Source organism: Hydrotalea lipotrueae, assembly GCF_019249625.1.
Taxonomy (GTDB): domain Bacteria; phylum Bacteroidota; class Bacteroidia; order Chitinophagales; family Chitinophagaceae; genus Hydrotalea; species Hydrotalea flava.
Genome location: NZ_JAESDL010000002.1, coordinates 157738 through 171632, shown reverse-complemented (window position 1 = coordinate 171632; position 13895 = coordinate 157738). Strand labels below are relative to the sequence as shown.

Annotated in this window: 14 protein-coding genes; all 14 read left to right on the top strand. The window is 38.5% G+C overall.

Annotation, left to right across the window (positions count from 1 at the left end; genetic code table 11):
* Positions 1–48 precede the first annotated feature (48 nt).
* The 14 genes from JK139_RS02710 to JK139_RS02645 all read left to right on the top strand — a co-directional run bounded on the left by JK139_RS02710 (position 49) and on the right by JK139_RS02645 (position 13792).
* Positions 49–453, top strand: coding sequence for an NADH-quinone oxidoreductase subunit A (locus JK139_RS02710; RefSeq protein WP_068247403.1), 405 nt, complete (start codon positions 49–51; stop codon positions 451–453).
* A gap of 166 nt (positions 454–619) precedes the next feature.
* Positions 620–1207, top strand: a complete 588-nt coding sequence (locus JK139_RS02705) for an NADH-quinone oxidoreductase subunit B (RefSeq protein WP_068247400.1) — start codon at positions 620–622, stop codon at positions 1205–1207.
* Between the two features lie 60 nt (positions 1208–1267).
* Positions 1268–1786 (top strand): NADH-quinone oxidoreductase subunit C, encoded by a 519-nt coding sequence (locus tag JK139_RS02700; protein WP_218330524.1) that lies wholly within the window; start codon positions 1268–1270, stop codon positions 1784–1786.
* Between the two features lie 53 nt (positions 1787–1839).
* Positions 1840–3081 carry an NADH-quinone oxidoreductase subunit D gene (locus JK139_RS02695; RefSeq protein WP_218330523.1) on the top strand — a complete coding sequence of 414 codons (1242 nt, stop codon included), beginning with the start codon at positions 1840–1842 and terminating at the stop codon, positions 3079–3081.
* Positions 3082–3108: 27 nt separating this feature from the next.
* Positions 3109–3609 carry an NADH-quinone oxidoreductase subunit NuoE family protein gene (locus JK139_RS02690; RefSeq protein WP_218330522.1) on the top strand — a complete coding sequence of 167 codons (501 nt, stop codon included), beginning with the start codon at positions 3109–3111 and terminating at the stop codon, positions 3607–3609.
* A 34-nt stretch (positions 3610–3643) separates the two neighbouring features.
* Positions 3644–5002 (top strand): NADH-quinone oxidoreductase subunit NuoF, encoded by a 1359-nt coding sequence (gene nuoF, locus JK139_RS02685; RefSeq protein ID WP_218330521.1) that lies wholly within the window; start codon positions 3644–3646, stop codon positions 5000–5002.
* 46 nt (positions 5003–5048) lie between these two features.
* Complete coding sequence (locus JK139_RS02680) at positions 5049–6149, top strand: 2Fe-2S iron-sulfur cluster-binding protein (RefSeq protein WP_075051845.1); 1101 nt, start codon at positions 5049–5051, stop codon at positions 6147–6149.
* A gap of 19 nt (positions 6150–6168) precedes the next feature.
* Positions 6169–7215 carry an NADH-quinone oxidoreductase subunit NuoH gene (gene nuoH / locus JK139_RS02675; protein ID WP_075051844.1) on the top strand — a complete coding sequence of 349 codons (1047 nt, stop codon included), beginning with the start codon at positions 6169–6171 and terminating at the stop codon, positions 7213–7215.
* A 113-nt stretch (positions 7216–7328) separates the two neighbouring features.
* Positions 7329–7862, top strand: coding sequence for an NADH-quinone oxidoreductase subunit NuoI (gene nuoI / locus JK139_RS02670; RefSeq protein WP_074418233.1), 534 nt, complete (start codon positions 7329–7331; stop codon positions 7860–7862).
* Between the two features lie 108 nt (positions 7863–7970).
* Positions 7971–8474: an NADH-quinone oxidoreductase subunit J family protein gene (locus tag JK139_RS02665; RefSeq protein ID WP_068243041.1), complete on the top strand. Its 504-nt coding sequence runs from the start codon at positions 7971–7973 to the stop codon at positions 8472–8474.
* Positions 8475–8513: 39 nt separating this feature from the next.
* Positions 8514–8849: an NADH-quinone oxidoreductase subunit NuoK gene (nuoK, locus tag JK139_RS02660; RefSeq protein ID WP_074418234.1), complete on the top strand. Its 336-nt coding sequence runs from the start codon at positions 8514–8516 to the stop codon at positions 8847–8849.
* A 54-nt stretch (positions 8850–8903) separates the two neighbouring features.
* Positions 8904–10811, top strand: a complete 1908-nt coding sequence (gene nuoL / locus JK139_RS02655) for an NADH-quinone oxidoreductase subunit L (protein ID WP_074418235.1) — start codon at positions 8904–8906, stop codon at positions 10809–10811.
* A 22-nt stretch (positions 10812–10833) separates the two neighbouring features.
* Complete coding sequence (locus JK139_RS02650; RefSeq protein WP_218330520.1) at positions 10834–12270, top strand: complex I subunit 4 family protein; 1437 nt, start codon at positions 10834–10836, stop codon at positions 12268–12270.
* A 130-nt stretch (positions 12271–12400) separates the two neighbouring features.
* Positions 12401–13792, top strand: a complete 1392-nt coding sequence (locus JK139_RS02645) for an NADH-quinone oxidoreductase subunit N (protein ID WP_218330519.1) — start codon at positions 12401–12403, stop codon at positions 13790–13792.
* Positions 13793–13895: the final 103 nt, after the last annotated feature.

Here is a 13895-nt window from a genome sequence, read left to right as displayed (position 1 = left end):
GGGTTTATAAACAGACTGCCTTATTTTTGCATCTCATTCAAGAATGTTATGATAGGTTTTAGTACACTTCTTCAACTAAATCAGCTTAACAATACTGCTGAAAATTATTTCCCGATAGGCATTCAACTCATTTTCGCCATAGGTTTTGTGGCTACCATGATTGGATTGTCTGCCTGGGTAGGTCCAAAAAGAAAAACGAGTGATAAACTGGAAAATTTCTCCAGTGGTATAGCCAGCCATGGCAATGCTCGCCAACCCATGGCAGTAAAGTATTTTTTAGTGGCTATTTTGTTTGTATTGTTTGATGTAGAAGTAATTTTCTTTTATCCCTATGCAGTAAACTTTAAATTTCTGGGATGGGCCGGCTTTTGGGAAATTGTGTTGTTTGTGGCTTTATTCCTCATTGGTTTTGTATATATCATTAAAAAGGGAGCATTGAATTGGGAAGATTAATGGGAAGGAATCTTCAACTTAAAAGAAGTTGAAATGTTATATATGGTGCAATTTGTGCTTACTTTCTTTGAAAAATGGCAGGGGTATAACAAATTAGCAGGATGTGGTAAGTGATGTTTTACAATCCTGAAAACCTTATTTTATCAAGCAAATTAAATGTTATTCTATGCGTCCAGTACGTTTTAATATTCATCCCAAACCAGCAGAACCTGCCAAATCTATTATTATGGGCGAGGCTCCGCAGGGATATAATGGAGAAGGCTTTTTCACCACCAAATTAAGTGAAGTAGTGGGGTTAGCACGAAAAAACTCTTTGTGGCCATTGCCATTTGCCACTTCTTGTTGTGGTATTGAGTTTATGGCTACAATGGGTGCGCACTACGATTTAGCTCGTTTTGGTGCAGAAAGAGTTGGTTTTTCTCCCCGTCAGTGCGACTTACTAATGGTAATGGGTACCATTGCCAAAAAAATGGCGCCTGTTTTAAGGCAGGTATATTTGCAAATGGCTGAACCCCGTTGGGTATTGAGTGTAGGTGCCTGTGCCAGCAGTGGTGGTATTTTTGATACTTACAGTGTGTTACAGGGTATTGATCAGATTATACCGGTTGATGTATATGTGCCAGGTTGCCCGCCCAGGCCAGAAGCTATTTTAGATGGGTTTATGAAAATTCAGGAATTGGTAGGTAAAGAAAGTATTCGCCGCAGAAACAGCCCGCAATACACGGCACTTTTAGAAAGTTATGGCATTCAATAAACGCCATTTATTGGCTTATTCATCAGGCTTTAAAAAAATCTGTAAACGCTTATAACAGTCATGGCACTAACCAACGAAATCATACAACAAAAACTCCAGGAAAAATTTGGCGATCAGGTGTCTAATTTTGAAACACCATTTGGTTTGCTCAGTTTTCAATCACCAAAAGAAATGAATTTAAAGATATTGCAGTTTTTGTATGAAGATGCAACACTTCAATTTACTTTCTTAACTGATTTGTGTGCTGTTCATTATCCGGTTAATACCGGAAAAGAACTGGCTGTAGTATATCATTTACATAATTTAAAAGAGAATATACGCATCCGTTATAAAGTATTTACCGGTATACAGCAACCCGATGTGTTTACGGCAACCAAATTATTTGAAGCAGCCAACTGGATGGAAAGAGAAACCTACGATTTTTTTGGCGTAAACTTTATCGGGCATCCCAATTTAAAAAGAATTTTAAATGTAGATGAAATGGATTATTTCCCATTAAGGAAAGAATATCCATTGGAAGATCAAACCAGAATAGATAAAGATGATGCCATGTTTGGCAGAGGCGGTTCAATTTATTAAATCCAATTGTAAAGGCAGTTCAAAACAACTGTCGGTAATTTAATTGAAATATTATGTTGGAAACAAAAGAGGTGCAACCACACCATATAAAACTTCCGGATGGTTCCATTGAAAAATTAACCACCACCCTCAATCTGGGTCCTACACACCCCGCTACCCACGGTGTGTTTCAAAATATTGTTGAATTAGATGGTGAACGTATTGTATCGGCCGAGCAAACCGTAGGTTACATTCACCGGGCATTTGAAAAATTAGCCGAACGCAGGCCGCTTTATCAGGTAACACCCATTACCGATCGATTAAATTATTGCAGCAGCCCTATTAATAACATGGGTTGGCACATGACCTGCGAAAAATTACTGGGTGTAAAAACACCCAAGCGGGTAGATTATTTGCGGATTATTATCATGGAACTGGCCCGTATTTCCGATCACCTTATTTGTAATTCAATTGTGGGTGTAGACAGTGGTGCCTATACCGGTTTTTTATATGTGATGCAATACCGCGAATTGATTTATGAAATTTATGAAGAAGTATGCGGCTCTCGTTTAACCACCAATATTGGCAGAATAGGTGGGTTTGAACGCAACTTTACAGATACAGCTTTCCAAAAGTTAGAAAAATTTCTTCAGGAATATCCTAAAGTGCTAAAAGAGTTTGAAAACCTCTTTACCCGTAATCGTATTTTCATGGATCGCCTCCAAAATACTGGTGCTATTAGTGCCGAGCGTGCTTTAAACTATGGCTTTACGGGACCTAATTTACGTGCAGCAGGGGTTGATTACGATGTGCGGGTACATAGCCCATACTGCAGTTACGAAGATTTTGATTTTATTGTTCCGGTGGGCAGTACCGGCGATAACTATGACCGGTTTTTAGTGCGCAATGTAGAAATGTGGCAAAGCTTGCATATTATAGAACAGGCCTACCAAAAAGTACAGAAATTTAAAGGAGCCGAAGCCGAAGTATTTCATGCCGATGTGCCTGAGTATTATCTTCCCGAAAAGAAAGAGGTATACACAAAAATGGAGGCATTAATCTGGCACTTTAAAATCATCATGGGTGAAACTGCCATACCCAAAGGTGAAGTTTACCATAGTGTAGAAGGTGCTAATGGCGAATTGGGTTTTTATTTAATTAGCGATGGTGGAAGAACACCTTATCGCTTGCATTTTCGCAGGCCCAGTTTTATTTACTATCAGGCATACAGTGAATTAACAAAAGGAGGTATGTTGAGCGATGCCATTATTACCATGAGTAGTTTAAACCTCATTGCAGGTGAGTTAGATGCATAAACACATAACAAACTAAAATATAGCGTTGTGGTACAATTTTCAGAACAGCAAATGCAGGAATTTAATCGTTTAGTAAAACGTTACCCGGAAGGCAAACAAAAAAGTGCGCTATTGCCGGTATTGCATTTGGCACAAGAAAGCTTTGGCGGTTGGTTAAGCGCTGAAACAATGGATTATGTTGCCAATTTATTGCAATTAGAACCCATTGAAGTATATGAAGTAGCCACCTTTTACAGCATGTTTAATACCCAACCCGTTGGGAAGTACATGTTTGAGGTATGCCAAACCGGTCCCTGTATGCTAAATGGCAGCGATGAAATTATTAGCTACATCAAAGAAAAATTAGGCATTAGTGCCGGCGAAACTACGCCCGATGGTATGTTTACGCTAAAAACAGTAGAGTGCCTGGGGGCTTGTGGGTATGCACCCATGATGCAGTTGGGAAAACAATATCGGGAACATTTAACGAAAGAAAAAGTCGATGCAATTATTGAAGAATGCAGAAGCAATGCTGCACGCAACAATTAAAAGCATCATTTATTCACTTTTATTGTAATTACAAATGGGTGTAAAATTATTATTATCAAAAGCGCATGTAGAAGGCATCAGACAGTATGATGTTTACAGAAGAGAAGGCGGTTATCAGGCAGTTGAAAAAGCGCTGAAAACCATGACTCCGGAAGCCATTGTGGAAGAAGTGAAGAAAAGTGGCTTGCGGGGTCGTGGCGGAGCCGGTTTTCCTACGGGCATGAAATGGAGTTTTATTGCTAAGCCCGAGGGCGTACCCCGCCATTTGGTGTGCAATGCTGATGAAAGTGAACCGGGTACTTTTAAAGACAGGTACCTGATGGAGTTTTTACCCCATTTATTAATTGAAGGCTTAATCATCTCATCTTTTGCTTTGGGGTCAAATGATACCTATATTTATATCCGTGGTGAATATGCTTGGATAGTAGGTATTTTGGAAAATGCTATTGAAGAAGCCAAACAAAACGGTTGGCTGGGTAACAATATTTTGGGCACAGGCTTTAATTGTAATATTTATGTTCAACGCGGGGCAGGCGCTTACATTTGTGGAGAAGAAACCGCATTGTTAGAATCATTGGAAGGAAAAAGAGGTAATCCCAGAATTAAACCTCCTTTCCCGGCCATCAAAGGAGTTTGGGAACGACCAACTGTTGTAAATAATGTAGAAACATTGGCGGCAGTAGTACCTATTATTAATATGGGTGGCGAAGAATATGCCAAAATTGGTGTAGGCCGTTCAACCGGAACCAAATTAATTTCAGCCTGCGGTAATATCAATAAACCGGGCGTGTACGAAATTGATATGACCATTAGTGTAGAAGAATTTATTTACAGCGAAGAATATTGTGGTGGCATTAAAAACGGGAAGCACTTAAAAGCCTGCATACCTGGCGGTTCTTCTGTTCCAATTTTGCCGGCAAATTTGTTGTTGAAAACAGCAAAAGGAGAAACCCGTTACATGAATTATGAAAGTTTAAGCGATGGAGGTTTTGCTACCGGAAGCATGATGGGCAGTGGTGGTTTTATTGTGTTTGATGAAGACCAGTGTATAGTGCGCCATACTTATACTTTGGCCCGGTTTTACCGTCATGAAAGTTGCGGACAGTGTTCACCCTGTAGAGAAGGTACCGGTTGGATGGAGAAAATATTATTGCGTTTGGAAAAAGGAGAAGGCAAAATTAGTGATATAGATTTGTTGTGGGATATACAGGGAAAAATTGAAGGAAACACTATTTGCCCCTTAGGCGATGCGGCTGCTTGGCCTGTAGCGGCTGCTATCCGTCATTTCCGGGATGAGTTTGAGTGGCATGTATTACATCCGCAGGAAGCGCAGGTAAGAAATTTTGGTTTGGCACATTATGCCAACCCTATTCAGGTGCCTGTAGGTGCTTAATCCAGCCTTATTGAAAGGCTAATTTTGAATTTTAGAATTTTACAATATGTCAGACGAAACATTATTCAAAGTCACCATTGATAATATTACGGTTGAAGTACCTGCAGGTACCACCATTTTGCAGGCTGCCCGTAAAATTGGCGGAGAGGTAACCCCTCCTGCCATGTGCTATTACAGCAAATTACAAGGCAGTGGTGGTAAATGCCGTACCTGTTTGGTAGAGGTGAGCAAAGGTTCTGAAAAAGATCCGCGCCCAATGCCCAAATTAGTTGCTTCTTGCCGCACAACTGTAATGGATGGTATGGAAGTAAAAAATGTAACATCGCCACGTGTACAGGAAGCAAGGGCCGGTGTGGTTGAATTTTTATTAATTAATCACCCATTAGATTGCCCCATCTGCGATCAGGCCGGCGAATGTCATTTGCAGGATTTAAGTTATGAACACGGTAAAGAAGGCAGCCGTTACGAATTTCAAAAACGCACCTTTAAAAAAGTAGATTTAGGAGCATATATTCAATTACATATGACCCGCTGCATACTTTGCTATCGTTGTGTGTTTGTAGCCGACCAGCTTTCTTCCAAAAGAGAACACGGTGTATTAGATCGGGGTGATCATGCTCAAATTGCCACTTTCATTCAAAAAAATTTGCATAACGAATTTATCGGTAATGTTATAGATGTTTGCCCGGTGGGTGCTTTAACCGATAAAACTTTCCGTTTTAAAAACAGGGTATGGTTTACCAAACCTGTGAATGCACACAGGCATTGCGATAAATGTTGTGGTGAAGCAGAGCTATGGTTAAGAGGTGATGAGGTGTTTAGAGTAACTGCCAGAAAAGATGAATGGGGTGAAGTGAAAGAAGCCTCAAACGGCAAAACAGGATGGATTTGCAATGAATGCCGCTTTGAAAAGAAAAATCTGGCCGATTGGGTAATAGAAGGCCCCACTAATGTTAACCGGCATTCAGTGATTGCACAAAACAAATATGTAGGATTGGTAAAACCTACTGAAACCTTTCCTAACATTATGAAAGGCAGGAATCCAAAATTACTCATGGATATTCATAGTGTAAGTGAAGTAAATAAACCAAACATACATTTAAGCGAATTAGAACGCCCGGCACATTCAACCGATTTTAACCAATAACACTCAATCAATATTTGCCATGTTACTAAGTATAGACTGGATATTGTTTCTGGAAAAATTAATTCTGATTGCCATTGTTATTTTTGCAAGTCTGGGTATAGCACTCTATACCACATTTGCAGAACGTAAAGTGGCGGCGGTTTTGCAAGACAGGCCGGGCCCCAATCGTGCTGGTCCGTTTGGCTTGTTTCAGCCATTTGCCGATGGGTTAAAGCTCATCATGAAAGAAGAAATTATTCCCAACACTTCCAATAAAGTATTATTTGTTTTAGGGCCTTTTTTGGCCATGACAGCCGCTTTGATGACCAGTGCCGTAATACCCTGGAGCAGTGATGTGCATTTATTTGGCAGAGTTATTCCCTTGCAAATTGCCGATGTAAATATTGGTATTTTATACATATTTGCTGTAGTAAGTTTGGGTGTTTATGGCATTATGATTGGCGGATGGGCATCTAACAACAAATTTTCTTTAATGGCCGCACTAAGAGGTGCATCGCAGGCAATTAGTTATGAATTAGCCATGGGCTTAAGTTTAATTGCTTTATTAATGACAACAGGCACTTTGCAGTTAGGCGAAATTGTAAAGCAACAAATGCAACCAGGTCATTGGTGGAATATTGTATATCAGCCACTCGGTTTTTTAATATTCATCATCTGTGCATTTGCAGAATGTAACAGAACACCCTTCGATTTACCGGAAGCAGAAAATGAATTAAACTTTGGTTACCATCAGGAGTATTCTTCTATGAAATTAGGCTTTTACCTGTTCTCAGAATATGTAAATATGTTTATCAGCAGTGTGGTAATGGCAACGCTTTACTTTGGCGGTTATGATGTACCTTTTTTAAATGAAAGCCTATTGTCGCCAAATGTTGCAGCCATCATAGGCGTGGCAGCTTTACTGATAAAAGTGGTGATATTCATTTTCTTATTTATGTGGGTACGATGGACAATTCCGAGGTTCAGATATGACCAGTTAATGAACCTGGGCTGGAAATCGCTGGTGCCATTGGCTTTGGCAAATATGCTGATTACAGGTGCACTCATTCTATGGATGGGAAAATAAATTTCATTGCACAGCAAAGGGATGCCAGGTTACAAGGAATAAAACAATATAAACTTGGATACTAGTTACAATAAAAATATTTTTGCAAAACTTTTAAAACCATCGGTTCAATCATGCAAGCACTAACCAACAGAGCACAGCCGGTTAACAGAAAGCCGATGACATTCTGGGAAAGATTATATCTGATCAATATTTTCAAGGGAATGTTAATCACGTTTAGCCACATATTTAAAAAACAACCAACCATTCAATATCCGGAACAAAAAAGGCCATTTAGCCCGGTGTTTAGAGGATTGCATGTATTGAACAGAGATGAAGAAGGCCGGGAAAGATGCACCGCCTGCGGATTATGTGCCGTAGCCTGCCCGGCGGAGGCCATTACCATGGAGGCTGCTGAACGTTTACCCGGTGAAGAAAATTTATATCGTGAAGAAAAATATGCAGCCCGCTACGAAATTAATATGCTGCGTTGTATTTTTTGTGGATTGTGTGAAGAAGCTTGTCCGAAAGATGCTATTTATTTAAGCGAAACCTTTGCACCGGCAAATTTTAATCGTACCACTTTTATATATGGTAAAAAAGATTTATTAATACCCAACCCTGTAACAGAGCCAGAAGCGTATACAAAAGCAAAAGGATTGAATTAAACCCTGTAATTATTTTCATTGTAAAATAATGGCAAGGTTATTTTCCATCAACCATCTTTATTAATTCGTTTAGTGAGTCTGTTACAGAAATAAAAATAATAGTATCAAATGAATGCCATACAAATCTTATTCTGGTTTTTAAGTGCCCTGGCGTTGGTAAGTGCATTAATGGTTTTACTCAGTAAAAATCCGGTACACAGTGTGTTATGGCTGGTAGGTGTATTTTTTGCCATTTCAGGGCATTATATTTTACTGAATGCACAATTCATTGCAATCGTAAATTTAATTGTATATGCTGGTGCTATTATGGTGTTGTTTCTTTTCGTAATCATGTTAATGAATTTGAATAAGGATACAGAACCTCAGAAAAATATTTGGATGAAATTAGCCGGTGCCATTTCAGCCGGTTGTTTTTTAATGATATTGGTATCATTAATCAGACAGGCGCCCGAGTTGCAAGCCAAAACAGCCATGATGAAAGAAGGAAGTATCGGGTTGATTTCAAATTTGGGAAAAGCATTATTCAGTACGTATGTGGTGCCCTTTGAAATAAGCAGTATTTTATTTTTAAGTGCGATGGTGGGAGCAGTGGTGATTGGGAAAAAAGATTAGTCAGCATTCTTTATAAGTTTTTTAAACAACCAACAGATTATGCCCATACAATATTATATTTTTTTAAGTTTAGCACTGTTCTGTATTGGTATTGCAGGTGTACTAACACGCAGAAATGCCATCATTATTTTTATGAGTATAGAACTGATGCTCAATGCAGTAAATTTACTACTCGTTGCTTTTTCAAAAATGCATCATGCAGTAGCAAGTGCGGTTGAGAAAGTAAACAATGCCGGAACGGATGGACAAATTTTTGTGTTTTTTGTAATGGTGGTAGCAGCTGCTGAAGTAAGTGTTGGATTGGCCATTATTGTAATGATGTACAGAAATGCACATTCTGTAGATGTAAATTTTTTAAACCGGTTAAAGAATTAAATGATAAAAGGGAAGCTTATACTGTTGTGGTAAGCCTTACTTTAAACGAATAATATGAATCAATTAGTTTACTTAGTACCATTACTGCCGCTTGCAGGATTTCTGATCAACGGATTGCTTAGAAAATCACTTTCTAAACGGGCAGTTAGTTTAATAGGCTGTGGCGTAATTTTAGTGGCTTTTTTAGTCAGCCTGAGTTTATTCTGGCAGGTAAAATCTAATGGCCCTATTATTCAAACTTATTTCAATTTTATTGATATTAAGGGACTAATCATTCCATTTTCTTTTCAGGTTGATGCACTTTCTGCCTTATTTATGTTAATTATTACCGGTGTAGGTTTTCTAATTCATGTATATTCAACCTCATACATGCATGAAGAAGCTGAGCCACATTTTGCACGTTATTTTTCTTATCTGAATCTGTTTGTGTTTTCCATGCTGCTCTTGGTAATGGGCGGTAATTACCTTATTCTGTTTTTGGGATGGGAAGGTGTAGGCTTATGTTCTTATTTGTTAATTGGTTACTGGTTTAAAAACAATGATTATAACTATGCTGCGAAAAAAGCTTTTATCATGAACCGTATTGGTGATGTCGGTTTTTTGCTGGGAATTTTTTGGTTGATTGCTAAATTAGGCACATTAACTTATGGTGAAGTTTTTGCCGGAACCGGAAGCTTAAGTGCTGTTGATGTTACCGGAATTACCCTGTTATTTTTTATTGGAGCTACCGGTAAAAGCGCACAAATACCTTTGTATACATGGCTGCCCGATGCAATGGCCGGTCCAACTCCGGTTTCAGCTTTAATACATGCAGCTACCATGGTAACTGCCGGGGTATACATGATTGCACGTAGCAATGTATTATATAGTATGAGTGCGGTAACTGAAAACATTATTGCTATCATTGGTGTGGCTACTGCTTTACTGGCGGCTACAATTGCCATCAAACAAAATGATATTAAAAAAGTATTGGCCTATTCCACAGTGAGCCAGTTGGGTTATATGTTTTTAGGATTAGGAGTAGGTGCATACTCAGGTGCGGTTTTTCATGTAATGACACATGCATTTTTTAAAGCATTGTTATTCCTGGGAGCCGGTTCTGTAATACATGCTATGGGCAATGAACAGGATATCCGAAAAATGGGTGGATTACGTAAATACATGCCCGTTACCCATATTACTTTCCTGTTGGCATGTTTAGCCATTTCAGGTATTCCTCCATTTAGCGGTTTCTTCTCTAAAGATGAAATTCTGGCTGCGGCGTATGCAAAAAACCCTGTTTACTGGGTATTAGGAGTAGCAGGTGCAGCATTAACCGCATTTTATATATTCCGTTTATATGCCACTACTTTTTTGGGCAACTTCAGAGGCACACATGATCAGGAACATCATTTACATGAAAGCCCTGCTGCTATGACCTTCCCTTTAATTTTACTGGCTATTTTAAGTGTGATTGGCGGATGGGTGGGTATACCTACCGTAATGGCTCCGGGTGCCAATTTATTTCATCATTTGTTACAACCTGTTTTAACTACTGAAACATCAACCGAAATGCCACATGCAACAGAATGGTTATTAATGGGTGTTTCTGTAGCCATAGCAACCATCGCCATTTTATTTGCATTGGGCAGGTTTACCAAACATCCTGAATTAGAAGAGCCTACAGGCGTTGGAAAATTTCTGGCTAATAAATGGTACATCGATGAATTATATGATGGAATTGTTGTAAAACCACTGAACAGATTTGCAGGAGTTTTAAAAAATATTGTTGAAAAAAGTGGTCTTGATGGTGTAGTAAATGGGGTAGGAAGATTTGTTTTGTATGCGTCGCGGCAGGTAAGATTAATTCAGAGCGGACAGGTAGGCGGATACATACTCTTTATGGTACTGGCCATGATTGTATTGGTTTTAATTTGGATAAACGACGGTTATATTTATACCTATTTAAGTAAAATATTTTAAAAGCCCCAGGCAAATAATAGCTATGATTCCTCTTTTATTAATAATCGTTCCTCTGATTGGTGGCCTTATTTCTTTTTTGTTGAAAGAAGATAAAGCAGCCAAAAGCTGGTCATTACTGATTGCGCTTGTTACTTTGGCCATTGCATTAAGTGGTATTTACTTTTTTAACAATGCTGATGCTTTATCTATTCATTTACCCTGGTTGCCGGCATTAGGCAGTGGTTTTGATTTACACATGGACGGGATGAGCAGCATGCTTACCTTATTAACTGCAATCGGCTTTCCTATTATTTTTGTTGCCATTTATAAAAATAGTTATACGAAGCCGGGCAATTTTTTTGCCGGTATGTTATTAACTCAGGCAGGGTTAATGGGTGTTTTTGTTGCAGCCGATGCGCTGGTATTTTACTTTTTTTGGGAGCTTGCTTTAATTCCGGTTTATTTTCTTGCTTCTAACTGGGGTGGAGAAAAAAGAATTGCTGCAACATTCAAATTTTTCGTGTACACATTTGTGGGCTCGTTGCTAATGCTAATCGGAATTTTTTATTTATATTTTCAAACCCCCGGTAATCACTCCTTTGCTATTGAATCGTTTTACCATTTGCATTTAAGCACCCACCAGCAATATGTATTCTTTTGGTTATTTTTTATTGCTTTTGCTATCAAAATGCCTTTATTTCCGCTACATACCTGGCAACCCGATGCTTATGAACAGGCTACAACCGGTGTAACCATGGTGCTAAGTGCCATTATGGTAAAAATGGGTTTATATGCCACCATTCGTTGGTTAGTGCCTGTTTTTCCTGAGGCTACCACTCATTTTGCAAATTTCATTATCATTCTTGCAGTGATCGGAATGTTGTATGCATCACTCATCGCTATCCGGCAGGATGATTTTAAACGAGTGATAGCTTATTCTTCCATTGCACATATTGGTTTAATGTGTGCTGCCATTTTTGCACAGAAAGAGGTGGGATGGAATGGGGTAATGGTACAAATGTTTAACCATGGTATAGTAGTATTGGGATTGTGGATTGTGGCAGATGCAATTGAACAGCAATTGGGTACCCGCAAATTGAGCGAATTAGGCGGTCTTGCACAAAAAGCTCCGGAATTAGCTATACTTTTTGTTATTATGGCACTTGCAAATATTGCATTGCCGCTAACCAATAGTTTTATTGGCGAGTTTTTAATGTTTAATGGTCTGTTTCAATACAATATGGTAATAGCCATTTTTGCACTGATTACCATTATATTAACTGCGGTATATACATTAAATACCGTACAAAAAATTTTTTATGGTGATTTGGCCATTCAAATAACCCATGCTGTAGATGCAGGGCTACATGTGCGGTTTATTTTATGGATACTGGTGGTTGTAATTTTCTTTTTTGGTATATATCCCGAGCCAATGATACACTTAACCCATGAAACAGTGAAAGAATTATTGGTGCAATAAAATAGCTGTAAGTGAAAAACATACTCTGAGTAGAATGATGTTGCAGTGTATAAACAAAAAAGTTTTTATTACGAATAAAGTTGATACATTTTAGAACAATTCAACAGGGCGAATAACTATATTTTAATATATGAACGCAATTATATTTTCGGCAGTAGCGGGTGTTGTAATGATGTTTACAGGCATTATCACACAACAAAAATCAACCATCAGAAATGTGGCACTGGTAGCTTTATTGGTGGTTTTACTGGCCAACATTTTTGATACTTATGGTATTTTTAGTATTTATATTCCTACGCATGGTTTGCTGAATTTTCAAAAATTTGGCTTGTATTTTAATACACTTGCTTTTGCTGCTACATTTTTGTTTACTTTAATCAGTGGTTCAGATGTTACATTGATCGGCAATGGCCGGCATGCTGCAGAATTCTTTGCATTAATTTTCTTTTCATTAGCCGGTATAGCTATTTTAACCTCTTACAACTCGCTTTTAATGCTGTTTTTGGGCATTGAGATTATGTCCATTCCATTATATATTCTAACCGGTGCTGATAAGCGGAATTTAAAAAGTAATGAAGCCTCGTTGAAATATTTCCTGATGGGTTCATTTTCTACCGGTATTTTATTAATGGGTATTGCTTTAATGTATGGTGCCCGTGGCGGATTTGAAATAGACGCCCTTAAACCCTCTGCAGTATCAAATGAGTATGGCATATTAGACCCATTGGGTTTGGTGCTGGTATTTATTGCCATTGCTTTTAAAGTTTCTGCTGCTCCTTTTCATTTCTGGACGCCCGATGTATACGATGGTGCACCCGGTGTTTTTACTTCATATATGGCAACGATTATTAAAGCAGCCGGTTTTATTACATTTATACGATTATTTGATAATAAGGCAGTTGAAATGGGTTTGTCGTGGAAAATTATTTTACCGGTTGTAATTATTGCCACTTTGTTGGTTGGAAATATTACCGCGGTATTCCAACAAAGCGTAAAACGGATGATGGCTTATTCCAGTATTGCCCAGGCCGGATTTATGCTATTTGCGGTTTTTGCCGAAAATGATGTAGCTAAAGAAGGTATTTTAATTTATACTGTGGCCTACTCTGTGGCTACTATTGGCATTTTCGCCGTGTTGGAAAAAGTGAAAGATATATCGCTGGAAGGATTCAATGGCCTTGCACAAAAAAGTTCGTTACTGGCCGGAACCACCACCGTATTTCTTTTATCCTTAACAGGCATTCCGCTTACGGCAGGGTTCTTTGCAAAGTATTATATGTTGTTATCTGCCATTAAATACGGCGGCAGCTCAGTAACCTGGTTGGTAATTGTTGCGGTAATTTTTGCTGCCATCAGTGCTTTTTACTATTTCAGAGTAATACAGGCCATGTATTTTAAAAAGGGCAATCCGGAATTGCATTTATTCAGTAAAGGGTTTTGCTTTATGCTGATTTTGCTTGCTGTAGTTACTATTTTAATTGGCATATTCCCAACTATTATTCTAAACTGGTTTTACTTTTAGTTTTTAATCAATTCTCTTCACAATGTTTATCTAATCAGTAGTAACTGCTACAGCAACGCAACATGCTGCCATAATAACTGAACCTACAAGAGTGAGTGACACA

Excerpts from the sequence above, each read along its gene's own strand:
- JK139_RS02710 (WP_068247403.1), top strand. The coding sequence starts at position 49 with ATGATAGGTTTTAGTACACTTCTTCAACTAAATCAGCTTAACAATACT.
- JK139_RS02705 (WP_068247400.1), top strand. The coding sequence starts at position 620 with ATGCGTCCAGTACGTTTTAATATTCATCCCAAACCAGCAGAACCTGCC.
- JK139_RS02700 (WP_218330524.1), top strand. The coding sequence starts at position 1,268 with ATGGCACTAACCAACGAAATCATACAACAAAAACTCCAGGAAAAATTT.
- JK139_RS02695 (WP_218330523.1), top strand. The coding sequence starts at position 1,840 with ATGTTGGAAACAAAAGAGGTGCAACCACACCATATAAAACTTCCGGAT.
- nuoF (WP_218330521.1), top strand. The coding sequence starts at position 3,644 with ATGGGTGTAAAATTATTATTATCAAAAGCGCATGTAGAAGGCATCAGA.
- JK139_RS02680 (WP_075051845.1), top strand. The coding sequence starts at position 5,049 with ATGTCAGACGAAACATTATTCAAAGTCACCATTGATAATATTACGGTT.
- nuoH (WP_075051844.1), top strand. The coding sequence starts at position 6,169 with ATGTTACTAAGTATAGACTGGATATTGTTTCTGGAAAAATTAATTCTG.
- nuoI (WP_074418233.1), top strand. The coding sequence starts at position 7,329 with ATGCAAGCACTAACCAACAGAGCACAGCCGGTTAACAGAAAGCCGATG.
- JK139_RS02665 (WP_068243041.1), top strand. The coding sequence starts at position 7,971 with ATGAATGCCATACAAATCTTATTCTGGTTTTTAAGTGCCCTGGCGTTG.
- nuoK (WP_074418234.1), top strand. The coding sequence starts at position 8,514 with ATGCCCATACAATATTATATTTTTTTAAGTTTAGCACTGTTCTGTATT.
- nuoL (WP_074418235.1), top strand. The coding sequence starts at position 8,904 with ATGAATCAATTAGTTTACTTAGTACCATTACTGCCGCTTGCAGGATTT.
- JK139_RS02650 (WP_218330520.1), top strand. The coding sequence starts at position 10,834 with ATGATTCCTCTTTTATTAATAATCGTTCCTCTGATTGGTGGCCTTATT.
- JK139_RS02645 (WP_218330519.1), top strand. The coding sequence starts at position 12,401 with ATGAACGCAATTATATTTTCGGCAGTAGCGGGTGTTGTAATGATGTTT.